This is a genomic window from Marinomonas maritima (genome assembly GCF_024435075.2).
GTDB classification, from domain to species: domain Bacteria; phylum Pseudomonadota; class Gammaproteobacteria; order Pseudomonadales; family Marinomonadaceae; genus Marinomonas; species Marinomonas maritima.
This window is the reverse complement of sequence record NZ_JAMZEG020000002.1, coordinates 933,903-959,304: the sequence shown is the minus strand read 5'-3', so window position 1 is coordinate 959,304 and position 25,402 is coordinate 933,903. Positions and strand designations below refer to the sequence as shown.

The following is a 25,402-nucleotide window of genomic DNA, read 5'->3' as shown; positions in this document are numbered from 1 at the left end:
CGTTATTCCAACGAAAAACCGAACAAGCTAATTTGCATTTTATAAGGTACTTCGGTTGCCTTTTTATCCAGTGTATTGGCCAACTCAAGGTAGGTTGTCATTTTATGCGCTGTCAGGTTTTTTTCGTTTGGAATGGCCGAAGTAAATTTGGTGGCTCTTAGCATGCTTTTGAGCCCGCTTGTAATCGAAAATTGATGGTTACCCATCAGAATCACTTCTTCCCCCATGTGCCAATAGATGTCCAGCTCTTGAATCTGTAATGGGCTCAACGGTGGAACCAAAGGCACGATGTCTTGTAGTGTGACGACTCTAGTCAGAGGCAAGCCCGCGAACCTTTCTGCGCCTGATACGTTAGTCACCTTGGGTTGTCCAAACGTCACCACGCTGGTTAATGGGTAATCGTCTACTTTTAGATACATGGCTAGAATGACAGCAATCGCCCCTCCTAAACTGTGTCCGGTGATTTGAATCGGCTTTCCTGTTGCAAGATAAGGCTTCACATCCTTGTAAACCGCTCTCGCGGCAGAGGCAAAACCTTGGTGTAACATAATGTCCAGTTTGGCGTCTGGCAGCAAAGAAACATTTAGATTCAGCATGACGTTTTCTAGATTCGCCGTGCCGCGAATGGCAATGGTCTGAACATCATTCTTTTCGCTCAATAAATAACTCACTTGAGAGTTAATAAAGGTCGCTTGATGAACCAAGGTTTGTCCTTGCTCTTGTAGAAGTGCCGCCATGGTATCTGCAGTAAGATAAGTATCGTCCGATAATTTAGCTTGTGCTTTAATCATCGAAAAGTCTGGTGCTGCAAACACTAACTGAAATGAGCTCACTAAAAGAATAGATAAAACAACACGGGTGAATTTCAGCATAGGAGATGTATTAACAACAAAAGAATGGGAAGGTGCAAAGAGTACTAAAAAAAGGCTTTTTCGAATAGATTTTTATGTCGCGGTAGGGCAATGACTCAGTTTGTTTCTACCGATGGCGATGATAATGAAAGGTTAGGTAAAAAAGACCTTTAGAAGAAAATGTCTTGGCTATCGACATTAATCGTTATGCATTAAACTAGATCCCATCATTTTCCCTTAAATTTTAATCTGAGTATCTGATGAGCACCGAGTTTTCCATTCTATCTGCCACCTTGCTATTTTTGTTCGTTATTGACCCATTCGGTAATATTCCCATTTTATTGTCTGTGATGAAGGGGGTTCCACAGAAGCGTCAGTATCAAATTGTGGTGCGTGACGGTTTAATTGGGTTAATTATCCTAGTGTGTTTTCTGTTTTTTGGGGCGGAATTTTTAGCGCTGTTGCATTTAGAAACAGAGTCTATTTCCATTGCTGGTGGCGTGGTGTTGTTTGTTATTGCCTTGAAGATGATTTTCCCTTCACCTTACACCAAGGAAGCAGGCCCTGTAATGGAACCCTTTATTGTGCCAATCTCAATTCCTATGTTGGCAGGACCATCAACATTGGCGACCTTATTGGTGATGGTTAAGAGCTACCCACATGATCAACAAGACTTGCTAATTTCGATTGGTGCCGCATGGGGTATTTCAGTTGTTATTTTGGCGATGGCGCCTTTGTTGAATCGCGTGTTGAAAGAGAAAGGCTTGGCGGCGTTAGAGCGTTTGATGGGAATGTTGTTATTGATGATGTCAGTGCAGATGTTAGTAAACGGTATACGTAGCTTATTTACTCATACGTTAGTGACCTTATAGTTTAACTTGAGTGAGCCCTTTTTTAAGGGAGGGTAAGCCGTTGCTTAGACACAGCGATGCCATTTAAGTCGCAATAAATAAAATCACCTTGAGTAATGACGATGCCCGCAATATGTAAGGTTTTACCTAAATCACCAAGGCCACGCTTTTCTGTTGGCATTGGGTGCGCGCACAATGCGTGAATGCCAACATTTAAAGTGGCTTGTGCAGCAACATCTCGTATTGCGCCGTAAATAACAAAGCCTTCCCAGCCATTATTCGCGGCTTTTTCTGCCAGCATGTCGCCAAGTAATGCGCGTCTTTTACTTCCACCGCCATCAACGACCATGACTTTTCCTTTGCCGTTTTCGTTAACGAGTTCGCGCACTCGGCTGTTGTCTTCAAAGCAGGAAACGGTGACGACTTCTCCATAAAAGTGACTGCGTTTTCCGTACGAGGTGAAAATAGGTTCAGCGATTTGAAGCTGTTCTGGGTACAAATCGCATAGGTCTGGAAGTAAATCTTTCATGTTGTCGCCTAAGTAGAATCGTAGATTGTGTTACGACTCTACTTAGGCGAGTTATGAAAAGCCAATTTTTATCGAGGATGTTCAGTATTTCACAGTTTGATAGGCGGTCTATGATGGGTTGTTATTGTTCAATCATCGGAATTTCGCTAGGGTCAATCAAACCGTGTTCTGCTGCAATTTGCAGTAGTTGAATAATCAACTCATCGGGCGGAAGTAGGTGCAATGGAGTAGTTTGACCTTGTTCTGCAACGGCATCATCAAGATTTACGTCGCGCTCTTCGAACCAAGAGTGAATACTTTGGACTTCAAAACTAGGCTCCAATCCTTTTATGTCGTAGGTGGCTTCGACTAATTGGTTGAGGAGTTCAGGCTCTAATCCATAAATAATATCGGTATCAAATTCGTTGATCCATTCCGCCAATATATCGCTGGCTTCAAAGCCAAATTCATGGAGCTGTTGTACGTCTAGATCATGAGGATTGGGCTCAATGCGGTGGTTTTCTAGCCACTCATCATCAGGAATAACCAGTACTTCTTTGACTTGAGCTTCGTGAGTAGACCAAGTAAAAAGTAGAGGGAAAGCTGGCTCGTCGGAAGAATTGGCGACAGCCGTCATGAAAATAGGTAAACTTGCCATAATTTAGAACCAATGTTTGATTGTTAAGGAAGAATAAAATGACCAGCCGAATCAAGATCAGTAGTGCGTTTGATGGCGGTAATATCTCCGTAATTGAAGCCTCTGAGCCAGACAATATTAGAGTAAAGATCCCTAATGATACAAACTCTAAATTCCTTCAGTGGTTTTATTTTCGATTACAAGGCGGAATGGGTGAGCAATGCGTCATCCAATTTGAAAACGCCAGTGATGCCGCTTACCCAGATGGTTGGGTGGATTATCAAGCTGTAGCGTCTTACGATCGTGAATATTGGTTTCGCGTACCAACGGAATACGTTGATGGTAAGTTGGTGATTTCTCACCAACCAGAGCAGGACAGTGTGTACTACGCGTATTTTGCCCCTTACAGCTACGAACGACATTTAGATATGATTTCTTGGGCAGCAAGCCACGACGATTGTATTACGGACCATTTAGGTGAAACCGCCGAAGGTCGTGATATTACTTTACTGGAAGTCAGTCAAACTCAAGGTCTAGCGAAAAATATTTGGATCATCGCTCGTCAACACCCAGGTGAAACCATGGCGGAATGGTTTGTGGAAGGCTTGTTAGAGCGTCTGTTTGATGAATCTCACCCAGTTGCCCGTTCACTTTTGAAGCAGTGTCGCTTTTATATTGTGCCGAACATGAACCCAGACGGTGCGGTACATGGTAATTTACGAGTGAACTCTAAAGGCGTGAACTTGAATCGTGAGTGGAAAAATCCTACGCAGGAATTTAGCCCAGAAGTGTTGGCGGTACAAAAGAAAATGGCCGAAACAGGCGTGGATATGTTTCTAGATATTCATGGTGATGAAGCGTTGCCTGTCAATTTCGTGGATGGATGCCAAGGCGTACCGTCTTTTGACGCTCGTATGGAAACTATGGAAACCTTGTTCAAAGATATGTTTGTTGCGGTCAGTCCTGATTTTCAAACAAAAATCGGTTACACGCCAGATCAGTTTGGCGAGGCGAATCTGACGGTGGCTACTAAGTGGGTCGGCGAAACTTACAATTGCCTGTCTTTTACGTTAGAAATGCCGTTCAAAGACAATCAAAACCTACCAGATGAGGTTGTGGGTTGGTCTCCAGAGCGCGCTAAAATTCTTGGTGCGGATATTTTATATCCGATTTATCAAGTCATTATGAGCCCACACATGAAAGTAGATGACTGATCAATGGCATCGTCAAACAATGATTCTTTAGAAACGCTCACACTGGCCATGCGTCAGTTTGCTGAGGAACGAGAATGGGAGCAGTTCCATTCTCCTAAAAATTTGACGATGGCTTTGGCCGGTGAAACCGCGGAGTTATTGGATTGTTTTCGCTGGTTGTCAGAAGAAGCTTCTTATCAACTAAACGATGAGCAGATGTTGGCCGTTAAAGACGAATTGGCGGATGTGTTGCTATTTACCGTTCGATTGGCGGATAAATTGAACGTAGATTTGTTTGGTGCAGCGCAGCAAAAAATGGCCAAAAATGCACAACGCTATCCAGTTGAAAAAGTAAAAGGCAGTGCCAAAAAATACACAGCGTATTAGTAGGAGTGATTTTGTGTATAAAACACAAATAATTATGTTTTTTGACTCCTTGTAACGTGTTTTGTTCTGGCGGTTTTTTATGAAGTCGATTAGGATCACGGACGAATTTAAAAGTTCCGATTTTATAACACGTTATTTTTAGGACGAGAAAAAATGCCTAAGGCTAGTGAAATTAAAAGAAACATGGCAGTCGATTACGACGGCAAAACATACATTGTGAGAGGCATAGATCGCTCTGTCCCACAGGGTCGTGCTGGTGGTAGCATTTATCGTATGCGTATGTACGATGTAGTGTCAGGGCGAAAATTAGACGAATCGTTTAAAGATTCAGACATGATAAATCTAGCAGACCTTATTCGTCGTCCTGCTATGTTTTCCTATTCAGATGGTGATGAATACGTGTTCATGGACAGCGAAGACTACACGCCTTATACCTTGAATAAATCGGCTATTGAAGATGAAATTTTATTCATCAACGAAGAGATTACGGGTATTCAAGTTGTTTTGGTCAATGATGCTCCCGTTGCGGTTGAATTGCCAACGAACGTTGAGCTTGAAGTCGTTGAAACAGACCCTTCGATTAAAGGTGCTTCTGCAACCTCTCGTAATAAGCCTGCGACATTGTCTACTGGTGCGGTTATTCAGGTACCTGAGCATATTTCTACTGGCGATCGTATTAAAGTGAATGTTGAAGAACGCAAGTTTGCTGGAAGAGCAGAAAAATAAAGCTTTTCTATTGAGTGTTCTCTTAACGTATAAAAAACGCAGCCAATCGGCTGCGTTTTTAATGTTAGCTCTAGGGAATAATTACTTACTCTTTCTTAAGACTGTCTTTTAGCGCATCTTTAGCTTTTTTCTCTGGATGATTGTTGGCTTCTGTTAGTCCTGCTTCTCGCTGTACTGCAGCGAGAACGCCACGAAGTATTCCAAGCTCTTGTTTTTCAGGACGAGAGCGGTTGAAGAAACGGTGCAGCTTATCTAATACTTTGCCCGGATGGCTGCGAACAATGAAGTTAATACCGTATAGGGTTTCTTCTAAATGTTCGTAGAAAAGGTCCATGTCTTTCTTGCGTGGGTATTCTGGTGTGTCTTTTTGATTAAATTCTTTGTTTTGGTTTGCCATCCAAATCTCATACGCCACAATTTGTACTGCTTGCGAAATATTTAACACAGGGTATTCGTCATTGGCATCAATGTAGACTTGGCGATGGCATTGAGCAATTTCTTCGTTCAAAAGCCCTGTTGTTTCACGTCCAAAAACAATTGCTACATTGTGGTCAGCGGCTTCGGGAATAACACTTTGCGCACATTCACGGGCGTTCATAATAGGCAACTGGAAAGTACGGTGACGAGCGCTGGTGCCGATAACAAGGCTGCAATCAGCAATGGCTTGTTCTAGTGTTGGTACTATCGTGGCGTTTTCGAGAAGATCTATCGCGCCAGCGGCTCGACTGGTAGCCTCCTCTGAAGGGTAGTCATTTGGGTCAACCAGATAGAGATTTGTTAATCCCATGTTCTTCATTGCTCGGGCAATTGCGCCGACGTTACCGGGGTGGAAAGTGTTGATTAATACAATTCGGATGTTACTTAGCATGGCTCGTGGAATACTCAGGGTTGATTGTCTTTTAGTATCATAAATAGTGTGATTATGGCTTCAGCGCGAGTGATTGTTCGGTGCTGGCAAAATCGACGTTGTCTAAGATGACTTTTGTTGTGTCATTAAAGAGGAATTTATTACAGGCGTGATGATACAGGGATCCAGTCTCTAACACCAACCGATAGCGCCCTCTGGGGATGAAGTTAGCGGCGTAGGCTTGCTTTGCATATAAATATATAGAGAAGGGTGCTTGTCCATCATAGGATTCAAAGGTGATCATGCTGTGTTCTGCCAGTTGGTTTAGAATTCTAAGTCGACTATTTCCGTCGGCTTGACCAATCAGTTCACCGTGCCGAGGTGCTGCTCCTGGTTGACCAAAACAGCCTGTTTGTACGGCTTCTTGCGCACCGCCATAGCCAACGTTCTTTGCTTGCACCCAACCGTTTTTTCCTTGATATCGAACCGTTAGCCAATCACCTTGCACTTTAATACTTTGTAGGTCGGATTTAATTGGGATGCTTTGTAAAATGGCACTTGATAAGTCGGGTTCTGCGTAGAGCGTTGTCTTGGCTAATGTGTAGCTAAGGCCACTTCGAAACTGTGGGTATAAACCGCTGATATAGTCACTTTTCTGCGTGTTCACGACAGGCTCTTGTTGGAATGATTGCCAATAAAGCGTGCTGTAAATACCGGCCGCAAAGAAAGCGATATAAGTGGCTGCACGAAAGGCCGCTTTCGCAGCATCAAGACGGATTGGTTGGCTAATCGGCTCTTGTTCGTAGGGCTTCTCGTAGTGTCTTTGTGTGTATTCTTCATCATCGTCAACAAAGGACTGATAAGGTGGAATATCAGGCTGGCCTTCATTTGGGGTGTCGGTGTAGTGATAGCCTTGAGACGTAAAGTTTTTTGAGGCTTTATACGCTTCTTCATAAAGGGCTTTGACACGTTTTTCGTTAAGAGTATTTCGAGCTGCTTTGATGGCATCGTTACGTGTTTTTTCCTGATGGGCATTATTACGTTTCATTTCTTCGTATGCGCGCTGTCGTTCCTTTACAAAGGCTTCTTGTTCTTTATCTGTGGCCGTTGAGGAATGTGTATAGCGATTGTTTGCTTTAGTACTTTGTGTATTTTCTTTTGTGAAACTAAAGGGTTTCCAATCGTTTACTTGCGCACCTTGGCGTATCGCATTGATAACGTTTTCGTAAGCAGCCTGAAGACTCTGGAAGAGTTCTGTGGTGTCTGTATCGGGGTTTTTATCTGGATGATAACGTCTTGCTAAACGCCTAAATGCGGTTTTTGCTTCCTGCTCGCTGGCATTGGTTGGAATTTCCAGCAACTGATAATCGTCTATTAGGCTCATGTGATGATAGATCTTAACCATGTTTTACAAGATGAATGAATGACTTACTGCATTATGCACGATTTATTGATGGTGACAAAGGTTGATCCTTTTCTTCTAAAAGAGTGAGGTATTGAAGCGTCGACATTGGGCGATAAAGGTGAAAACCCTGACCAACTTGGCAATGCCACTGGCGTAGCATGTTCAAAATGCCTTCTGATTCAATGCCTTCTGCGACACTAATGATGTTTAGATCTTTGCTCAAATTGATCATACTTCGGCATAACGTTTGGCTTTGGGTGTCGGTCATTAAATTCATTACAAAAAATTGATCTATTTTTAGTTCGTTAATTTCTAGTGCAACAAGATTTTGCATTGAACTATAACCCACACCAAAGTCATCGATAGACAGTTCAAATCCAGCGTCATGAAGCTTTTTAACGTTGTGACTCACAATCTCACTGTTTTGAAAAATGCTGGTTTCAGTAATTTCTATGGTGAATTTTTCAGCCGATAATCGGTACTGTAGAAGCAAGGTGTTTACTCGTTCTGCAAAATTTTCTTGAAGAAGGTCAAGGGCTGAAATATTAATCGATAGGCGTTGTGCTAAAAGTGCGATTGGGTTTGATGATGCCCATTGAAACACTTTTTCAAGTAGCATATCGGTAAGCTTATAAATCAAACCAGTATGCTCTGCTAGAGGGATAAATTCAGCAGGAGATACTTGTCCTAAATGTTCATTGTTCCAACGAATCAGTACTTCACCGCCGACAATACGGTTATCCGCTAGGTTAACTTGTGGCTGAATATCAAAATAGAGCTTCTCTTTTCTAATATCATCGGTAAGTAAAGTGATCAAGCGAAGTTGATGGGCGTGATTACTTTTAAGTTTGTGAGTAAATGGTGCCCAGTTTCCAGATGAATAAGTCACCGAGTTACTGGCGATGAGAGCGTTTTGGTAAAGTTTGTCTAAGTTAGACCCTTGAGATGGATAAAGGGCGCTGCCGATCTTGTATTGATGTTGAAAAAGCACCTTATCGACGATGGTTGGATGGTCTAGGATTTGCTGAATTTGTTGGACTTGTTCTTTGATCTCCTCAGGCGTTGTGCTTAACAAAACAATATTTTTATAGGTTAAACGTATTAGTTTTTTAGTGCTTTTATTTGGTAATGGTAGCGATAATATGCCATCCATTTCGATGATTTTTTGATGAGTACGTAGAATGACTTCACATAAAGCCGAGTCTGCTTTGGCAGGGCCAAATGCTTGGCTTAGCTTTAGGTGACTGGTTATCTCTATCATGATTAAGGCAAGTTGGGGCTGATTTTTATTCATTTCATTGAGCTGCAATGGCAAAGTGTCAAAATAATAGGTGCGATTTGGTAGGCCTGTTGAAACGTCTGTGATTGCTTGAAGCTGTCGTTTTTGCTCGATATGATTGGCTTTATCCGCAAAGGCAAAAGAAAAGCCGAGCAGTTGCAGTAAGCAGGATATTGGGAAAATAGCTTCTGTGAGCATATTAAGTGGCAAAATTTTCCAGAAAATCATGGTATTGAGGATGCTACCACTCATTAAAATCAGCCAAGAAAATAAATAAAATCGAACGGCTATGAAGCCTTTTATATAAGCTTTTACTCCCCAGTAGGTACAGGTTATTAAAAGAAAAGCTTCTATCGCTGCGAAAAGAGACGCCGAGGTTTTTACAGAGACAGCATGAATTAATAATAAGAAAATAATAAAGACAGCATCACCGTATTTGCGAATAAACGAATGTGCTGAGGGGATTTGTACCTCTTTAAGAAACTGTACACTGAATCGATAGAGTATCCACGTGCCTATGCCAAACACCGTAAATAAATTTTGGATCAACCACTGGCTTGTCTCTTCAGAAAAAATCCAACGGCTAAAGCCCGTTATAACAGACAGGGCAATAAGGATGATGACATTTAGCCCAAGGTAGTAAACAAATCCGGGTTGTCTTAGTAAGATAAAAACAAATATGTTATGAGCGAGTAAGATGAGCAAACTGCTAATGATAAAAACCCAAAAAAGCAGTTTGTTTTCTTTTTGCGTTGTCGCTTCTTGTGTACTAAATAGTTTGAATGGCGTGAGAAGGGGGCTATTGCCTTGTTTACGGATTAACAACGTTGTACTTTTCTCGCTGGATAAGGTGATAGGAATCCAGATTCCACTATAGTGTTCGGTATCGCCCTGCCAATCTTGTAAGGCACCTCTAGTCCAATGCTTCTGTAGCTGATTTCCATGAAAGAGATAGAAATCAAGGTTCTCAATAACATAATAATTTAACCCAAGAACGAAGTTTTCATTTTTTTGTTGTTTAGTCGTTTTTGGAAAGACTAATTTATGCCAATAAGCGTAATCTGAAAAGCTTTGGGATTCGCCATATATATTTTCTTCGAATCGATCGCTTAATAGTATGTCCTGTGGTGAGCTGAGCGATGTTTCTTTTAAGGTTGGAAGCTCACCAAGTGTGACTTTTGTCGGTTTTACAGAAAAAGCATATTGTGACCATGGTAGTGAGGTGATCAGAAAAAAAAGAAAAACACATCGAAACACCATTCCTGATTGTCCTTATTGATGATGCAATTACAATTACCACATTAAGAGACTTAATTTTTATTGTTATTAAAACGACTTCGCTTGCAATCGTGTGGGCTTTCTTAAAATATAGGCGACATTTGTAATATATGTACAATAATTGGAAATTATATGAATGATAAACTTACCCATCTAGACCATCAGGGTCATGCGCATATGGTGGATGTCTCTGATAAAGAAATGACTAAACGAACAGCCACTGCACGAGCTGTGCTGTTAATGCAAGCATCGACTTTGGTTAAGATAGTGGAAGGTGGGTTACCTAAAGGAGACGTTCTTGCTACGGCTCGTATTGCAGGCATTCAAGCGGCAAAAAAAACGTCTGACTTGATCCCTTTATGTCACCCGCTGATGTTAACCAAGGTTAGTGTCGACATTAACACCATTAGCGACTGTGAAATCGAAGTGTTATGTACTTGTTCTTTGGCCGGTAAAACTGGTGTAGAGATGGAGGCATTAACGGGCGCGAGTATTGCGGCACTAACACTTTATGATATGTGTAAAGCGGTTGACAAAGGCATTGTGATTCAGCATGTGTCATTGCTTGAAAAGAAGGGTGGCAAAAGTGGTGATTGGAGTAAAGAGAATGCCTAAAGTTAACGTGGTTTTTTTTGCGTCACTGAAAGAAGTTATTGGCGTAGCGTCCTATCAGGTGGAACTTAACTTGCCCTTAAGTATTGGTGAGTTAAAGCAGCAGTTAGCGGGAGAATTAGAAAACGGAAAAGCGCTACTCGACATTGGCATACAGTCATCTGTTGATTTTGAATTTGCGCGTGACGCCGATATGGTGACAAATACGGTGACGGAAGTGGCTTTCTTTCCACCGGTAACGGGAGGCTGAATGATAAAGGTGCAGCACGAAGACTTTCAGGTTGATGACTTATATAGAGGTTTGCTCAAAGCAAATCAAACGGGTGCCGTTGCAATGTTTGTTGGGTTAGTACGACATTTTTCGAACTTGCCAAAAGAAAATTGCCGCTTTGAACTTGAACATTACCCTGGTATGACGGAGCGTAATTTACAAGTCATTGTGGATGAGGCTAATGCGCGCTGGTCGTTATTAGATGTTTGCGTCGTTCACCGTGTAGGGTGTTTGGCGGTTGACGATCAGATTGTTTTTGTAGGAGTAAGTGCTGCACATCGAGCTGAAGCATTTCAAGCTTGCGACTTTATTATGGATTATTTAAAAAGCCGTGCAGCATTTTGGAAAAAGGAAACTCAAGGTTCAGAGAGCCATTGGGTAAACGCCAAGGTTGATGATGAAAAGAGTCTAGAACGCTGGTCAAAATAACCTTGTCTATCTCATTACCTTCACGAGTCGTTAATTATTGTGGACGCAGTGTCTTTTTTCGTCCGCTAGCGTGGCGTTCTCGATATTCCGTGTCTATATACTTATCCGTTGTTGCCATACTGGAATGCCCCGCATCTTCTCGAACATGTTCTTTGGGACGGGTTTTTACGTCTTCCGATATTCCTGTGTGACGTAACCAGTGAACCGTCGCAACACGTAAATCGTCTGCATCGGCGCTCATACCATCTTCACACATGCGTTGATGGGCGTTATCAAAGCAGAGTTGAACAATGTTTCTTATTTGTCTTGAACTGGTCATAGCGCCTTGTCCTCTGTTTTTTGGTACAAGAGGGGTGTTTTCTGCAATGGTGGGCAGCATTGGAAGATCGCGGAACCGACGATATCGAATCAAAGCATTTAGCATGTCGTCGGATACAGCGATTAATCGCTCCTTATTGCCTTTTGAAAGAACCTTAAACCACCAATGACCATCCGCGTCTTTAATGAAGTCGCCCATGACGGGAGCAGATCGTTCATCTGCAACCAATTCTGAAATCCGTAAATACATACCCAGTAGAGCGTTCATGATAAACAAGGTGCGCTCGTGATGAACGGGGTCTTCTTCTGCCAGTATTTCAGCGGTTTCAATGACATAATCCCATTGCAAGTTAGAGATCCGTCTGACTTGTTTTCGTGTGATTTCTTTTTTTACAAATTTACTTTTTTGTCGAATAAGCGCCACAGGATTTTGTTGCACGGCGTCTTCTTGCAGAAGAAATCCATAATAAGATGACAGTATTGAAAAAGTGGCGCGAATCGCGGCTTGTGATAGAGAGTGTTGTTTGGTTTGAGGGGTACTGCCATTTTTAAACTCTAATTTACTGACATGCGCAACAAAAGGTCGCCACTCCTTATTCGCCACTCTTTCCCCCATGTGTAACTTAAAGCGAGCCACATTTTTTGTTCCAATCCAGTTTTCTGGTGGCGCGACACAGAAGTGTATAAATTCTTCGATTTGATCACGTCGTAACTGAGTTGAAGGGCAATTCGCTATGTTCCATGACCAAAGTAATAACCGTTCTACTTCTCGTCGATATGAGTTAAAAGTTGCCTGCGAGCCGTTGTAACTGTAGATGAAACACAACGCGAGCTGAAGGTCGCGTTGATACTCGGGCTTTTTTAGCTGAAGCGTGTTTTTTGCAAGGTGAGTGGCAATCCCGTCGAATTGAGTAAACGGATTTGGTAAATGTTCTAAGTTATCAATTAAAGCAAGGGGCGTCATAATTCTTCATATCTAAACAGAATGAGTAGATTAGCAAATTTTTGCGTGCCCCCCCACCGATTTCATTACGTGTTTTTCATTAGCCTCGCTGTTTTTGTCTATTTCTTCCTTATTTATTAAGTTTTCTACCTGTTTTAGGTGATATCTATTCAAATTTACGTTTATTTAGTCGTATTTGGAAAGAAGGTGAAAGCAAGGGATAGGCTCTTTTTTATTCTCAGTATAAGGCTATTATGTATTCACCAAAGCGAAACAGACTTATTAAATTTTAAGCATCGCAACTTATCAAAACTTAAATCTCTAAAGGGGATACGTATGAAAAATCTCACTAAAACTGCTCTTACTCTATTAACTGCATCAGTAATGACGACGGCTGCTTTTGCTGAAACTGGAACTGAACGTGTTCAGAGCGCAAAAGGCGGCGTAGAAGCGTTAGGTATAACACTTGAGAATATGGGTGCTTCAGTAGATACCAGCGTTAACTTAAATGGTGCTTATACTTTTGACCAAAAAGAAGCGATTTATTCTGCTAAACATGCTGAATTACAAAATCAATTTAACGCTTTGCACGCTCAATCAGCTGAATAATATATTTAACTAATTAGCTTATAACTATTTAAAATTAAGGATTGAATGATGAAAACTCTAAATAAAACTGTTTTGGTTCTACTGGCTGCTTCTGTTATGACAACCAGTGTATTTGCTGGTACTGGTGATGGCGCTGATGATCGCATTCAAAGTGCTAGAGGCAGTGTAGAAGCACTGACTGCTACTCTTGAAAATATGGGTGCAGAAGTAGATTCTAGTGTTAACTTGAACGGCGCTTACACAGCAGACCAGAAAGTATCTCTATACAATGCAAAGCATGCAGAGCTTCAAAGTCAATTTGATACGTTGCACGCACAATCAGCTGAATAATGCTGGTTTACTGTAGATAAAAAAGCCAAACGTTAAGTTTGGCTTTTTTTTTGTTTTTAAATGTTCTCTTTTAATTGTTTTTTTCTTCGTCTAAATCTTCTTGTTTTTCCGCTTCTTTAATTATTTTAAAGAAAGAGGCTGTGTTTTTAATAGTACTTTTTTCATTCTCTAGTGCATCACTTTCTGCGCGCTTAATTAGATACTGTGCGGTTTTGTCTTTTCCTTGGCTAAAATCAAGTAATGCTCGATAGTTTAATGCCATAGGGATGTTGTCTTTAGATTGGAAGTATTGAATATTAGCCCGCCAAATTAACCGCTGTTCATAAAGGTAATTCGATGAAACGCTAATGGGTTTTGATTGGGTGAGCTGGGCATAGAGCATTGAGAAAAGGATGTTTTTTGGTGCAAGATCAAGTCGTTTTTTAATAACACGTAACCCTTCATCAGCTTGACCTGAGGCTGTATAGCTCAATGCTTGCAAGTAGTCCGTAAATTGATTGTGCTTTTCTAGCTTACTTAAAAAGACAATAGCGCGCTCGGGAGACTGAATAAGGTAAGAAAAAAGTCCTTTGGCAAAGTTTTTTACGTCGTTGTCTTGAATTTTTTGGTCTAGATAGGTGTACGGCCTATCATCCAGTCCCGCTCGATAGGCTAATAGGGTGGCCCTAAAGTACTCAAAGTCACTGACCGTTGTATTGCTCAGTATGGTGTCTTTGGTGTCTGTAGAGAATGAATCCGACAGCCGCGAGTTTGGTAATGGGTGAGTGGATAAAAATTCCAGTTTTGGTCTTCCTAGGGCTTGTTTGAAAAAAGCCTGAAACAGCTTTGTCATGCCTTCTGGAGCAATTCCTGCATTACTAAGATATTCACGGCCACGTCGATCGGCTTCTAATTCTTGGTTACGGCTGTAGGTTAGGGTATTTTCAGCTTGATTCGCGATGCCTCCCAACCAAAGCGCGGTTGTGGCATCCGAGCCTGCGCCAGCCAATGCCGCTGCTATTCCTGCTCCAAGCATCACTAGTGTCTTTTGTAGTTCTTCACCCGAATGTTTTGTTTGACGCTCATAATGGCGAAGATCTAAGTGTGCAACCTCATGGGCAAGTAGCCCTAGTAGCATGTCTTCGCTGTTAATCATTTCCATGATATCAGAGTAAATAAAGAGGTGGTTCCCTGGAATAACAAACGCATTACTTTGCGTGCTGTTTAAAAACGTCATTTCTACTGTTGTATTATAAAGATCTGTTTGCGGAAGAATCTGCGACAAGGCATCTTTCAGATAATCGTACGCGGGGGGAAAGTCGATTAACGCTCGGCTTCCATTTAGTTTTCTAAACCAATATTGTCCAAGTATGTACGATGGGTTCGACAGCGCTCTTTCGTCTTTATTGGCTTCTAAATCCGGAATGCTACTGTGACCCAAAATAGGGAAAGTAGTTGTAAAAACAAAGGCTAAGATGCTTAAGCCTGTTGTAACGTTTGAAAATAGTCTCATAATATGGCAAACATTCATTAGGTAAATTATAAAATGACGATCAATCTAGGTGATCAGTATGACGTAATCTTGGATGCAAGAGAAGATCGTTGCCCAATGCCATTGTTAAAGACCAAGATGGCATTAAGCAAAATGACGGAAGGCGAGTGTTTGTGTGTTAAAACGTGTGATGTTGGCTCGTTAAAGGATATCCCTCAATACGTTGCCTTGGTTGGGCTTTCTTTACTGTCAACGTGTGAAGACAGTGATGTTTATACTTTCGTGATTAAAAAAAGCTGAAACGGATTCGATATGTTTAAAATTGTTGATACGCTGATTAAACGCTATTTTTCAAATGAAGAGTTGGTTGTATTTCTGCTCTTTTTAATTGCAACACTCTGTATTTTAGTATTCTGGGGAGGGATCTTAGCCCCTATCTTGATTGCGATTGTATTGGCTTTTCTTCTGCAAGGGCTGGTTGATCGGTTGCAACGGCTTGGGCTCGGTCATGTTGTATCTGTATTCGTTGTTTTTTTTACTTTTCTAACCGCGTGCGGAGTATTCATTGGAGTGATGGTGCCTATTATTTGGCGTCAGGCCGTTCGGCTAGTCCAAGATGTTCCAAGAATGTTTACTGTGATTCGAACGGAGGTGCAAAAGTTTGCAGAAGGGCACAGTGAGTTTGTGAGTCAGACTGCTATTGATGAACTAACGAATTCATTAGCAAATGAGTCTACGAATCTTGGGCAATGGCTCGTATCATTTTCTTTGTCGAGTATTCCTTCTTTATTTTCTCTCGTGATTTACTTGGTCTTAGTGCCTTTAGTGATGTTTTTCTTATTGAAAGATCAGGAAAGAATTCTGGGCTATTTAACCTCTTGGTTACCAAAAGAACGTAAAATGATGCGAAACATAGCGCATGAAATGAACGATCAAATTGCGAATTATATTCGTGGCAAATTCATTGAAATGCTTGTCGTCGGTGTGGTGACTTATATTGTTTTTCTAGTGTTTGGTTTGAAGTACGCGGAATTGTTGGCGCTGTTAGTAGGGCTTTCCGTTTTGATTCCTTACATTGGTGCGGCCGCAGTGACGATTCCCGTTGTCTTGGTGGCTTTTTATCAATACGGCACTCAGAGCGAGTTCATATATGTTGTGGTCGCTTATTTAATCGTCCAGGCATTAGATGGCAATGTGTTGGTGCCTTTGCTGTTTTCTGAGGCGGTCAATTTACATCCATTGGCTATCATTATTGCTGTCTTGTTCTTTGGTGGTATATGGGGCTTTTGGGGGATCTTTTTTGCCATTCCATTGGCGACGTTGGTGAAAGCCATTATTAACGCTTGGCCAAATCAAGAACAACTGGCGTTATAGACTCTTCTGATTTTTGTTTGGTTTTCTTACTTGGCGCGAGACAGTGACTAGTAAAATCCGCTACTGAAATTACCCCCAATAGTTGGACAACCAACTTCGGGGGTAATTTTATTAGCCCAAAACAGCAGCGAGTAAAATACTAAATGGAGGTAGCACTACGGTACGACCGTCAACATAACCACTTTGAATGGCTTCTGGCAGTGTTAAGGCCGAGAGAGTCAGTTCGACAGGCAAAATTCTATCTTGATGTGATGTGTTAATTGCCACATAGAGACGCTTGTTTTGATAGCTTCTAAGAAAGGTCAGCGTTGTATCATTGTGGTACAAAAATTCAATCTCACCATAACGCAGTTCTGGGTGATTACGCCTTACATGCAAAAAATCACGATAAGCGTGCAAAACAGAATGCCGATTTCCTTCCTGTACACTGATTGCAAGCGGTTGTTGTTCTTTTGCAATGGGCAGCCAAGGTTGATGGGACTGAGTAAAACCGCCTAACAATTCGTTTTTCCAAGGAATAGGTGTTCGGCAGCCATCTCTGCCTTTGAATTCCGGCCAAAAAGCAATGCCAAAAGGATCTACCAGCTGATCAAAGGACAATTCTGCTTCAGGCAGTCCGAGCTCTTCACCTTGATACAAACAAACACTGCCACGTAATGTTAATAACATAGCCATGTAAATTTTACTTTTAGCGACTGAATTATGATTTTTTCCCCAACGAGTTGCGACACGCTCTACATCGTGGTTTCCTGTCGACCAGCATGGCCAACCATCACCCAAGCTGGCTTCAATGGTTTCCATCGTTTTACGAATATGGTCCATAGACGAATCATGTGTTAATAAATCAAATGAGTAACACATATGTAGCTTGTCGCTACCTTGGGTGTAAGCCGCCATGGTGTCGAGTGCGAAATCACAACCGACTTCACCTACGGTTGTGGTGTCTGGGTATTGATCCAGTAAATGTCTAAGTTTCTTTAAAAAGGCAATGTTTTCAGGTCTGGATTTGTCGTAAATATGCAATTGATAGGCGTAAGGGTTGTCTAATCGCACACCAATGCTGCCTTCAACGACGTGTTCTTTTGGTGGGTTATCTCTCAGTTCTAGGTCATGATAATAGTAGTTTGCTGTATCTAAGCGGAAACCATCAACGCCTCTCTTTAACCAAAACTCAACCGTGTCAAGTAACGCGCTAACAACGTCCTGGTTATGGAAGTTCAAATCTGGCTGGCTGTCTAAGAAGTTGTGAAGATAATATTGTCTTCGTCGACTGTCCCAGTGCCACGCTGGACCACCAAAAACGGAAAGCCAATTATTAGGAACGGTGCCGTCGGGATTGGCGTCTGACCATACATACCAATCTGCTTTGGCATTGTCGTGGCTCTTACGTGATTCCGCAAACCAAGGGTGCTGATCTGAACTGTGGTTCAGTACTTGGTCTATCATCACTTTAAGACCATGACGATGAGCCGCTTCAATCAGTTGGTCGAAGTCGACAAGGCTGCCAAAAATAGGGTCTACATCACAATAATCTGACACATCATAGCCGAAGTCTTTCATCGGAGAGGTAAAAAAAGGGGATAACCAAATAGCGTCGACACCCAGTGATGCGATGTAATTCATTTTCTCAGTGACACCCGGAAGGTCTCCAATACCATCGTTATTAGAGTCGAAAAAACTGCGGGGATACACTTGATAAATGACTGCGCCACGCCACCATTCTTGATTGTTAACCATGGTTTTCTCCCACTTAAAATAAACGCTTTATTAGGATGGATTGTAGACAGAGAGGAGGTGGTTTATAGGAACATGCTTCGTTATCTGTCGTGCTTTTTTTTACTGTTTCCAGCATACTCAATCATTATAGTGAATGCATGATCTTTGTTGACTTAATTTAGTCGCAAATTTAAAACTGTCTTGGAGCCATAATGTTTTCAGAAAAAGCTCGCCCTGTGGCTTGGCCTTTATTCTTCTTCTACTTTTTTTTCTGTGCGTTTATCGGCGTGATGATGCCTTATATTTCGCTGTACTATAAGTCGATTGGTTTAACCGCATCCGAGATTGGCCGCTTGATGTCGACGTTTACTTTGTCTGGTATTTTAATTCCGCATTTTTGGGGCTGGCTAACGGCCAAAATAGGCTTGCCTAAACGTATTCTTCAGTTGGGGATTTTAGGTTGTTTTATTGCCGTCATTCCTTTTAATTGGAGTAATCAGTTTGAAACGCTGTGGTTCTTAACCTGCACAATGGCATTGTTTTATTCTGCATTAATTCCTATGACGGACTCGTTGGCAGTGAGAAGTATTCGCCATTTGGATGTACCTTATACTCGATTAAGAGTAGGGGGTTCTATAGGTTATGTTGTCGCCGTGGCGGGTGGTGGCTTTCTGATAGGCCAATTTGGCATTGGTGTTGTTATTCCAACTATGTGCGTTTGCTTGGCATTGGCGGTGGTCACATCGTATTTCTTAAAGGAGCAAGCGTATGAAATTAACACTCATAAAGAATCAACGTCTTTTCTTTCCTTAGTGAAAACGCCGGAGTCTATGCTGTTTTTTGCATTGGCTTTTTTGGCTTTTATGTCTCATGCGCCTTTCAATGTATTTTTTGCCGTTCATTTATCTAATCTTGGTTACAGTGGTGAGCATATTGGTCTTTTAATGGCGCTGGGTGTAATCATTGAAATTGTACTGTTCCTGTTTTTTGGTAATACGATTAAACAATTTCATGTTGTTCATATTATTACGCTGTGTTTTGTCTGTGGTGTCGTTCGTTGGTTCTTGGTGGGGTGGTTTGCGTCTATCGTGTGGGTGCTCATTTTCACGCAGCTGCTTCACAGCATAACGTTTGCACTTTTTCATATGGTGTCCATTGAGCAAATTAGACGTCTTTTCCCTGAGCGTTATGCCAGTCAAGGGCAAGCCATGTACAGTGCTTTTGCCATCGGTTTAGGCGGTGGGGTTGGCATGGTTATCACTGGTTATTTATGGGAATGGGCTGGTGGGGCGTGGGCATTTACGGCAGCGTCTATGACCAGCGTTTTGGCGCTTCTCATTCTTATTGTTAGTCAGCGTCGTTAAAAAGACAGCTTATAAATTGGTGCTATCGCTTTTTAATAGTTCAATAAAAGCGATGGCAGCTCGACTTAGCGTTCTTTGTTTATGATGAATGACACCAAGCTTTCTCTCTACGTTCAAGTCTGCAATGTTCAATACCACCAGTTTTTCATCGACCAAAGTTGAGGGAAGGAGTGACCACCCCCAGCCAATACTGACGAGCATAGCAAGTGTCTCTAAATTATTGGTATTCATCCGAACTTTAGGTTTTAGCCCTTGTTTGCCAAAAACTTGTTCTGCGATTTGCCTAGTAAACGTATTTTTATTGGGTAGAACGCAAGCGTACTGTGCTAATTCTATTAAGCTTAGCTTGTTAGATAAGGCCAGAGGATGATCTTTGCTGACGACGCAAGTCAGCGGATCAGACCAAATTGGCAAAGACTCAATCAACGGGTTTTCTTTATTAGAAAGCGTGATAATACCCAGTTCAGCTCGTCCTTTTAAAACATCTTGGTAAGCCTCTTCTGATTGGGTAAATTCAATCTCTAAGTGTGCGCTTGGAAAGTTCTCTTGAAAGCGTTTGAGGGATTTTGGCAAACGTCGCAAACCAACATGATGGCTGGTCGAAAGGCGTAGTTCGCCGCTCACATCTTGCATTTGTAGTGTCATGCTGCGCTTTATATCTTGTAAATCTTCCGCCATTTTTCTTGCCTTGGGTAATAAACGTATTCCAGCTTCGGTTAATTGTACTTGTCGTCCAATACGATCAAAAAGTCGTACTCCTAGGTTACTTTCAAGTGCGGCAATGCGTTTACTTATCGCTGGTTGCGTTAAAAAAAGTCGAGAGGCCGCTTCTGAAAATGAACTGGTTTCAGCGACTTTAATGAAGGTAAGTAGTTCAGCAATGTCTATCATTCCAAAAAATTATCCAAAATATGAAAAATATGAATTTGAGTTATTTAAGCCAAAGTTTTAGGATAGCGCAATAAGATTTTTAGGAGAGAATTTATGTCAGGTAAAACCCTTTATGACAAGTTGTGGGACAGTCACCTTGTTCAACAACGGAATGACGGCAGTGCATTGATTTATATCGATTTGCAGTTGCTTCACGAAGTAACGTCACCGCAAGCTTTTGAAGGACTTAGATTGGCTGGACGTAAGCCTTGGCGAGTCTCTTCAAGCTTAGCAACACCAGACCATAATGTGCCGACAACGAAGAAAGAGCGTATTTCTGGTGTTGATGGTATTAAAGATCCTGTGTCAAAAATTCAAGTCACAACGTTAGATGATAACTGCAATGAATTTGGTATTACCGAATTCAACATGAAGGATATACGCCAAGGAATCGTACACGTTGTTGGGCCAGAGCAAGGCGCGACGCTTCCAGGTATGACGGTAGTTTGTGGTGACTCTCACACGTCCACACACGGAGCTTTCGGCGCGTTAGCGCACGGTATTGGCACATCAGAAGTGGAGCATGTATTAGCCACTCAATGTCTTGTGCAAAAGAAAAGTCGCAATATGCTGGTTCGGGTTGATGGTGAATTGTCAGCTTGGGTATCCGCGAAAGACGTTGTCTTGGCGATTATCGGTGCCATTGGTACTGCGGGCGGAACAGGTTACGCGATTGAGTTTGGCGGCACGGGCATTCAGTCTTTGTCCATGGAAGGCCGTATGACAGTTTGTAATATGGCAATTGAAGCGGGCGCTCGCGTGGGTTTGATTGCTGTAGATGAAACAACCATTAATTATGTTGAAGGTCGTCCCTATGCGCCTAAAGGCGAACATTGGGATATGGCTGTTGAAGCATGGAAAGACCTTGTTTCTGATAAAGACGCGCAATTTGACGAAGTGGTTGTGCTGAAATCAGAAGATATCAAACCACAAGTCACGTGGGGAACGTCCCCCGAAATGGTGATTGCTATCGATGAGCCAATTCCGCGCGCTGAAGATCAAAAAGACCCAGTGAAAAAAGAAGGCTATGCACGTGCTTGGAAATACATGGGCTTAGAAGGCAAAACCATGTTAGCCGATATAGTGCTAGATCGTGTTTTTATTGGATCTTGTACCAACTCACGTATTGAAGATTTGCGCATTGCGGCCCAAGTGGTTAAAGGTCGTAAAGTCGCTTCTACGCTGAAACAAGCGATTGTGGTTCCGGGTTCTGGCTTGGTAAAAGCACAAGCGGAAAAAGAAGGCCTAGATGCAATCTTTGAAGCGGCTGGGTTGGAGTGGCGTGAGCCTGGTTGTTCCATGTGTTTGGCGATGAATGCGGATAAATTGGGCAATGGTGAGCATTGCGCTTCTACGTCTAACCGCAATTTTGAAGGTCGCCAAGGTTTTGGTGGTCGTACGCATTTGGTTAGCCCTGCGATGGCCGCAGCAGCAGCAATTGCGGGTCATTTTGTTGATGTTAACGAATTTGTTAAACACTAAATAAAAGGAGAGTTTTAATGCGTCCCTTTACTAAGCACACAGGGTTAGCCGCTCCTTTGGATTTGGCAAACGTTGATACTGATATGATCATTCCAAAACAGTTTTTGAAATCTATCAAACGAACTGGCTTTGGTAAAAATTTATTTGATGAGCTTCGTTACGAAGACGAAGGTCAGCCAGACCAAGAGTGCGATGGCCGTCCGATCCGTGAAACGTTTGTTTTAAATCAAGATCGTTATAAAGGCGCTAGCGTATTGCTGGCTCGTCAGAATTTTGGTTGTGGTTCTAGTCGTGAACATGCGCCTTGGGCGTTAGATGATTATGGCTTTCGTTCTATTATTGCGCCAAGCTTTGCGGATATTTTTTACAATAATTGTTTTAAAAATGGCTTGTTGCCAATTGTTCTGGAAGCAGAAGAAGTGGATCAATTATTTGCTGAAGTTGCGCTGAGAAAAGGGGCTCAGATTATCATTGACCTCGAGAATCAAACGGTAACATCGCCTTCTGGTGCAACATTCGAATTCATTGTCGACAACTTTCGTAAGCATTGTTTGTTAAATGGTTTGGATGACATTGCTTTGACACTTGAGCAAGAGCCTTCTATTCGTCGTTACGAAGAAAAACGTATGAATGATGCTCCATGGCTTTTCTTGTCACGTGAACAGTAATGTCTTTTAGGCAATAACATAACAACAGTTTTTTAAGGATTTAACATGACTAAAAATGTATTGATATTACCGGGTGACGGCATTGGCCCAGAAATTGTGGCACAAGCGGTTCGTGTCTTGGATGCAGTGAACGCACAGTTCTCTTTGAACATCGTTCACGAAAGTGCGCTGGTTGGTGGGTCTGCTTATGACGAAACAGGTTCTCCATTACCAGAAGCTACTTTGGCTAAAGCCAAAGCTGCTGATGCTATCTTACTCGGTGCGGTGGGCGGTCCTAAATGGGATAAATTGGACATGTCGGTTCGCCCAGAAAAGGGCTTGCTTGGCTTGCGCTCGAATCTTGAGTTGTTTTCTAACCTTCGTCCGGCGATTCTTTATCCGCAATTGGCCGATGCATCCAGCTTGAAGCCTGAAATCGTTGCGGGTCTTGATATTCTAATTGTACGTGAGTTAACTGGCGGTATTTATTTTGGTCAGCCTCGTGGTATTCGAACGTTAGAAAACGGCGAGCGTGAAGGCTACAACACTTACGTTTACAGTGAATCTGAGATTCGACGTATAGGGCGCTCTGCTTTTGAAGCGGCGCGTTTACGTGATAAGCGAGTTTGTTCTATTGATAAGTCCAATGTGCTGGAAGTGACCGTCCTTTGGAAAGAAGTGATGGAAGAAGTAGCGAAAGAGTATCCTGATGTCGAATTAACTCACATGCTAGTTGATAATGCTGCAATGCAGCTTGTTCGTGCCCCAAAACAGTTTGATGTAATGGTTACTGGCAATATGTTTGGTGATATCCTTTCAGACGCAGCTGCCATGTTGACAGGCTCCATTGGTATGTTACCTTCTGCTTCTTTAAATGCAGAAGGTCGCGGAATGTATGAGCCGTGTCACGGTTCTGCGCCAGATATTGCAGGTAAAGGAATCGCTAACCCACTAGCGACAATTTTGTCAGTTGCTATGATGTTACGTTATTCTTTAGACTCAGAAAGTGCGGCAGACGCTATTGAAGCGGCCGTGAGTAATGTTCTGGATCTTGGTCTAAGAACAGCGGATATTGCATCCAAAGGGTGCGAAACGATTAGTACGCAAGCCATGGGCGATGCCGTACTGAAAGCATTGAAAACACAGCATTAAAAGCTAAACGTCATAAGATCGTTTGGTATTCACTAGGGATACTGCTCTTGGTATGAGTGGCCCCACAAAAAAAGGTAACGTTAACCATGTCAAAACACACTGTAGGTTTAGTCGGATGGCGCGGAATGGTCGGTTCCGTGTTGATGCAACGTATGAAGGAAGAAAATGACTTTGATCATATTGATCCAGTTTTCTTTACTACATCTCAAACGGGGCAGAAAGGTCCAGAAATTGGTAAAGATATTCCATTACTTCAAGATGCAAGCGACATTGATGCATTGAGAAAGATGGATATTATTATTACCTGTCAAGGCGGGGATTACACCAAGGCTATTTACCCACAGTTGCGTAAGGCGGGTTGGAAAGGTTACTGGATTGATGCCGCGTCTTCATTGCGTATGGATAAAGACGCCATTATTGTGCTTGATCCTGTTAACTTAAATGTTATCAAGCAAGGTTTGAGCGATGGTGTCAAAACCTTTGTTGGAGGTAACTGTACGGTTAGCTTGATGCTATTGGCATTAGGTGGGTTGTTTGAGAAAGGCCATATTGAATGGATGACCTCTATGACTTACCAAGCTGCTTCTGGTGGCGGTGCACGCCATATGCGCGAATTGATCAATCAAATGGGTATGTTGCAAGGTGCTGTTGCGACAGAGCTTGCTGACCCTGCAAGCGCTATTTTGGAAATCGATCGTAAAGTAGCAGAAAAAATGCGCTCCGGTACATTGCCTACCGATCAATTTGGTGTGCCATTAGCGGGTTCTTTGATCCCTTACATCGACAGCCAGCTTGATAACGGTCAAAGCCGCGAAGAGTGGAAAGCGCAAGCTGAGTGTAACAAGATCTTAGGCATCGATGGCAAACCAATTCCAGTTGACGGTTTATGTGTTCGTATCGGTGCAATGCGTTGTCATAGTCAGGCTTATACCATCAAGCTAAACAAAGACATTCCTGTTGCTGACATCGAAGGCATGCTTGCTCAGCATAATGATTGGGTTAGCGTTGTACCTAACGATAAGCAAGCGACAATGGAACGTTTAACACCAACAGCGGCAACGGGGACACTGAATATTCCAGTAGGTCGTATTCGTAAGTTGAATATGGGGCCTGAATACATCAGTGCATTCTCGGTTGGTGATCAATTGTTATGGGGAGCGGCTGAGCCACTTCGTCGTATGTTGCGCATATTACTGAATGACTAGAGCTACTAGCGTATTTTTTGAAAAGCGCCTGTCATAGTGACAGGCGCTTTTTTTTGCTTTCAAGATTACTCGACGTAGGCTGAACCAATCTAATAACTAATCAATGTCATGATGTAAAGGAGAGGCTGTGTTATCTCGATTGCCAAAGTGGGTTGAATACCGTGCATTTATGCTGGCTCTGGTGGCTGGAAGTATCAACTCGGTCGTATTGTTGGGGTTTCAGCACCAAGCGGTGTCGCATTTGTCAGAGACTGCTACACTCATAGGAAGTGCAATGTTAAACCCAGACTCAGGAGTACTTCTTCACCTAATTGGAATATTACTCAGCTTTGTTATGGGATCGGCTATTTCCGGCTTTATGCTGTCAGGAGTGTCAGTTACGTGCGGGGGGCAAAACACACTTGCTACCACTTATCCGTGGCGTTGTTGTACGAATAACCCATCTAACGGGTATATACAGATTTAGGCATTATGTTAGAAGGGGCCTTTCAGGGAAAGGTGCTAGAAGGTCGGTAACGTATTTTCATTGAGCTAGATAGCACTCATTGCTACAAAAAAACATATGATTTTCTTGTGCAATATACTCA

The 25,402-nt window shown here is 42.3% G+C and carries 27 protein-coding genes; 17 read left to right on the top strand and 10 right to left on the bottom strand.

Features of this window, described 5'->3' with window-relative positions; translation table 11 throughout:
* Positions 1 to 2: 2 nt before the first annotated feature.
* Positions 3 to 872, bottom strand: coding sequence for a lipase family protein (locus M3I01_RS10590; protein WP_255895846.1), 870 nt, complete (start codon positions 870 to 872; stop codon positions 3 to 5).
* Between the two features lie 239 nt (positions 873 to 1,111).
* On the opposite strand from M3I01_RS10590, the gene M3I01_RS10585 reads away from it, so the two are divergent.
* On the top strand, positions 1,112 to 1,723 hold the full coding sequence (locus M3I01_RS10585; protein ID WP_255895845.1) for a MarC family protein: 612 nt from the start codon (positions 1,112 to 1,114) through the stop codon (positions 1,721 to 1,723).
* Between the two features lie 22 nt (positions 1,724 to 1,745).
* Here M3I01_RS10585 and M3I01_RS10580 read toward each other — a convergent pair whose 3' ends face one another.
* Positions 1,746 to 2,231 carry a putative 4-hydroxy-4-methyl-2-oxoglutarate aldolase gene (locus M3I01_RS10580; RefSeq protein WP_255895844.1) on the bottom strand — a complete coding sequence of 162 codons (486 nt, stop codon included), beginning with the start codon at positions 2,229 to 2,231 and terminating at the stop codon, positions 1,746 to 1,748.
* 121 nt (positions 2,232 to 2,352) lie between these two features.
* The gene (locus M3I01_RS10575) at positions 2,353 to 2,868 is read right to left on the bottom strand and encodes a hypothetical protein (protein ID WP_255895843.1); all 516 of its coding nucleotides are present in this window, start codon (positions 2,866 to 2,868) and stop codon (positions 2,353 to 2,355) included.
* Positions 2,869 to 2,906: 38 nt separating this feature from the next.
* Between M3I01_RS10575 and M3I01_RS10570 the strand changes: the two genes are divergently transcribed.
* From M3I01_RS10570 to efpL, 3 genes are all read left to right on the top strand, one after another.
* On the top strand, positions 2,907 to 4,061 hold the full coding sequence (locus M3I01_RS10570; protein ID WP_255895842.1) for a M14 family metallopeptidase: 1,155 nt from the start codon (positions 2,907 to 2,909) through the stop codon (positions 4,059 to 4,061).
* Between the two features lie 3 nt (positions 4,062 to 4,064).
* A complete protein-coding gene (locus tag M3I01_RS10565; protein WP_275565067.1) occupies positions 4,065 to 4,427 on the top strand; it encodes a nucleotide pyrophosphohydrolase in 363 nt (120 codons plus the stop codon).
* A gap of 153 nt (positions 4,428 to 4,580) precedes the next feature.
* Positions 4,581 to 5,153, top strand: a complete 573-nt coding sequence (efpL, locus tag M3I01_RS10560; RefSeq protein WP_112138935.1) for an elongation factor P-like protein EfpL — start codon at positions 4,581 to 4,583, stop codon at positions 5,151 to 5,153.
* An 85-nt stretch (positions 5,154 to 5,238) separates the two neighbouring features.
* Here the strand turns inward: efpL and trmJ are convergent, their stop codons facing one another.
* From trmJ to M3I01_RS10545, 3 genes are read right to left on the bottom strand one after another with little or no spacing between them, the layout of a single operon-like run.
* The gene (gene trmJ, locus M3I01_RS10555; protein ID WP_255895841.1) at positions 5,239 to 6,021 is read right to left on the bottom strand and encodes a tRNA (cytosine(32)/uridine(32)-2'-O)-methyltransferase TrmJ; all 783 of its coding nucleotides are present in this window, start codon (positions 6,019 to 6,021) and stop codon (positions 5,239 to 5,241) included.
* A gap of 52 nt (positions 6,022 to 6,073) precedes the next feature.
* Entirely contained in the window at positions 6,074 to 7,384 is a 1,311-nt protein-coding gene (locus M3I01_RS10550) for a J domain-containing protein (protein ID WP_275565066.1), read from the bottom strand.
* 52 nt (positions 7,385 to 7,436) lie between these two features.
* Positions 7,437 to 9,944, bottom strand: coding sequence for an EAL domain-containing protein (locus M3I01_RS10545; RefSeq protein ID WP_275565065.1), 2,508 nt, complete (start codon positions 9,942 to 9,944; stop codon positions 7,437 to 7,439).
* Positions 9,945 to 10,094: 150 nt separating this feature from the next.
* On the opposite strand from M3I01_RS10545, the gene moaC reads away from it, so the two are divergent.
* Genes moaC through M3I01_RS10530 form a run of 3 tightly spaced genes read left to right on the top strand, consistent with a single transcriptional unit; the run spans position 10,095 to position 11,274 of the window.
* Positions 10,095 to 10,577, top strand: a complete 483-nt coding sequence (gene moaC / locus M3I01_RS10540) for a cyclic pyranopterin monophosphate synthase MoaC (RefSeq protein WP_255895837.1) — start codon at positions 10,095 to 10,097, stop codon at positions 10,575 to 10,577.
* Positions 10,570 to 10,824, top strand: a complete 255-nt coding sequence (locus tag M3I01_RS10535) for a MoaD/ThiS family protein (protein ID WP_255895836.1) — start codon at positions 10,570 to 10,572, stop codon at positions 10,822 to 10,824. Before moaC ends, M3I01_RS10535 begins: the two co-directional genes overlap by 8 nt.
* Positions 10,825 to 11,274 carry a molybdenum cofactor biosynthesis protein MoaE gene (locus M3I01_RS10530; protein WP_255895835.1) on the top strand — a complete coding sequence of 150 codons (450 nt, stop codon included), beginning with the start codon at positions 10,825 to 10,827 and terminating at the stop codon, positions 11,272 to 11,274.
* Between the two features lie 34 nt (positions 11,275 to 11,308).
* Here the strand turns inward: M3I01_RS10530 and M3I01_RS10525 are convergent, their stop codons facing one another.
* Positions 11,309 to 12,556: a tyrosine-type recombinase/integrase gene (locus M3I01_RS10525; RefSeq protein ID WP_255895834.1), complete on the bottom strand. Its 1,248-nt coding sequence runs from the start codon at positions 12,554 to 12,556 to the stop codon at positions 11,309 to 11,311.
* Between the two features lie 315 nt (positions 12,557 to 12,871).
* Between M3I01_RS10525 and M3I01_RS10520 the strand changes: the two genes are divergently transcribed.
* Positions 12,872 to 13,144 (top strand): hypothetical protein, encoded by a 273-nt coding sequence (locus M3I01_RS10520; RefSeq protein ID WP_255895833.1) that lies wholly within the window; start codon positions 12,872 to 12,874, stop codon positions 13,142 to 13,144.
* A gap of 48 nt (positions 13,145 to 13,192) precedes the next feature.
* Entirely contained in the window at positions 13,193 to 13,474 is a 282-nt protein-coding gene (locus M3I01_RS10515; protein WP_255895832.1) for a hypothetical protein, read from the top strand.
* Between the two features lie 70 nt (positions 13,475 to 13,544).
* On the opposite strand, the gene M3I01_RS10510 is transcribed toward M3I01_RS10515, so the two are convergent.
* The gene (locus M3I01_RS10510; protein WP_255895831.1) at positions 13,545 to 14,966 is read right to left on the bottom strand and encodes a M48 family metallopeptidase; all 1,422 of its coding nucleotides are present in this window, start codon (positions 14,964 to 14,966) and stop codon (positions 13,545 to 13,547) included.
* Between the two features lie 33 nt (positions 14,967 to 14,999).
* Here M3I01_RS10510 and M3I01_RS10505 point away from each other — a divergent pair, with 33 nt between their 5' ends.
* Both M3I01_RS10505 and M3I01_RS10500 read left to right on the top strand, forming a co-directional pair.
* Complete coding sequence (locus tag M3I01_RS10505; protein ID WP_255895830.1) at positions 15,000 to 15,245, top strand: sulfurtransferase TusA family protein; 246 nt, start codon at positions 15,000 to 15,002, stop codon at positions 15,243 to 15,245.
* Between the two features lie 12 nt (positions 15,246 to 15,257).
* The gene (locus M3I01_RS10500; protein WP_255895829.1) at positions 15,258 to 16,319 is read left to right on the top strand and encodes an AI-2E family transporter; all 1,062 of its coding nucleotides are present in this window, start codon (positions 15,258 to 15,260) and stop codon (positions 16,317 to 16,319) included.
* Positions 16,320 to 16,430: 111 nt separating this feature from the next.
* Here M3I01_RS10500 and M3I01_RS10495 read toward each other — a convergent pair whose 3' ends face one another.
* Complete coding sequence (locus tag M3I01_RS10495) at positions 16,431 to 18,056, bottom strand: alpha-glucosidase (RefSeq protein ID WP_255895828.1); 1,626 nt, start codon at positions 18,054 to 18,056, stop codon at positions 16,431 to 16,433.
* Positions 18,057 to 18,247: 191 nt separating this feature from the next.
* Between M3I01_RS10495 and M3I01_RS10490 the strand changes: the two genes are divergently transcribed.
* On the top strand, positions 18,248 to 19,399 hold the full coding sequence (locus M3I01_RS10490; RefSeq protein WP_255895827.1) for an MFS transporter: 1,152 nt from the start codon (positions 18,248 to 18,250) through the stop codon (positions 19,397 to 19,399).
* Positions 19,400 to 19,408: 9 nt separating this feature from the next.
* On the opposite strand, the gene M3I01_RS10485 is transcribed toward M3I01_RS10490, so the two are convergent.
* The gene (locus M3I01_RS10485) at positions 19,409 to 20,290 is read right to left on the bottom strand and encodes a LysR family transcriptional regulator (protein ID WP_255895826.1); all 882 of its coding nucleotides are present in this window, start codon (positions 20,288 to 20,290) and stop codon (positions 19,409 to 19,411) included.
* A 93-nt stretch (positions 20,291 to 20,383) separates the two neighbouring features.
* Between M3I01_RS10485 and leuC the strand changes: the two genes are divergently transcribed.
* From leuC to M3I01_RS10460, 5 genes are all read left to right on the top strand, one after another.
* Positions 20,384 to 21,811 carry a 3-isopropylmalate dehydratase large subunit gene (gene leuC / locus M3I01_RS10480; protein WP_275565064.1) on the top strand — a complete coding sequence of 476 codons (1,428 nt, stop codon included), beginning with the start codon at positions 20,384 to 20,386 and terminating at the stop codon, positions 21,809 to 21,811.
* Between the two features lie 17 nt (positions 21,812 to 21,828).
* Positions 21,829 to 22,479, top strand: coding sequence for a 3-isopropylmalate dehydratase small subunit (leuD, locus tag M3I01_RS10475; RefSeq protein ID WP_255895825.1), 651 nt, complete (start codon positions 21,829 to 21,831; stop codon positions 22,477 to 22,479).
* Positions 22,480 to 22,524: 45 nt separating this feature from the next.
* On the top strand, positions 22,525 to 23,610 hold the full coding sequence (gene leuB / locus M3I01_RS10470; protein WP_255895824.1) for a 3-isopropylmalate dehydrogenase: 1,086 nt from the start codon (positions 22,525 to 22,527) through the stop codon (positions 23,608 to 23,610).
* 86 nt (positions 23,611 to 23,696) lie between these two features.
* Positions 23,697 to 24,815 carry an aspartate-semialdehyde dehydrogenase gene (gene asd / locus M3I01_RS10465; protein ID WP_255895823.1) on the top strand — a complete coding sequence of 373 codons (1,119 nt, stop codon included), beginning with the start codon at positions 23,697 to 23,699 and terminating at the stop codon, positions 24,813 to 24,815.
* Between the two features lie 127 nt (positions 24,816 to 24,942).
* Positions 24,943 to 25,281 carry a DUF1275 domain-containing protein gene (locus M3I01_RS10460; protein ID WP_255895822.1) on the top strand — a complete coding sequence of 113 codons (339 nt, stop codon included), beginning with the start codon at positions 24,943 to 24,945 and terminating at the stop codon, positions 25,279 to 25,281.
* Positions 25,282 to 25,402 lie beyond the last annotated feature (121 nt).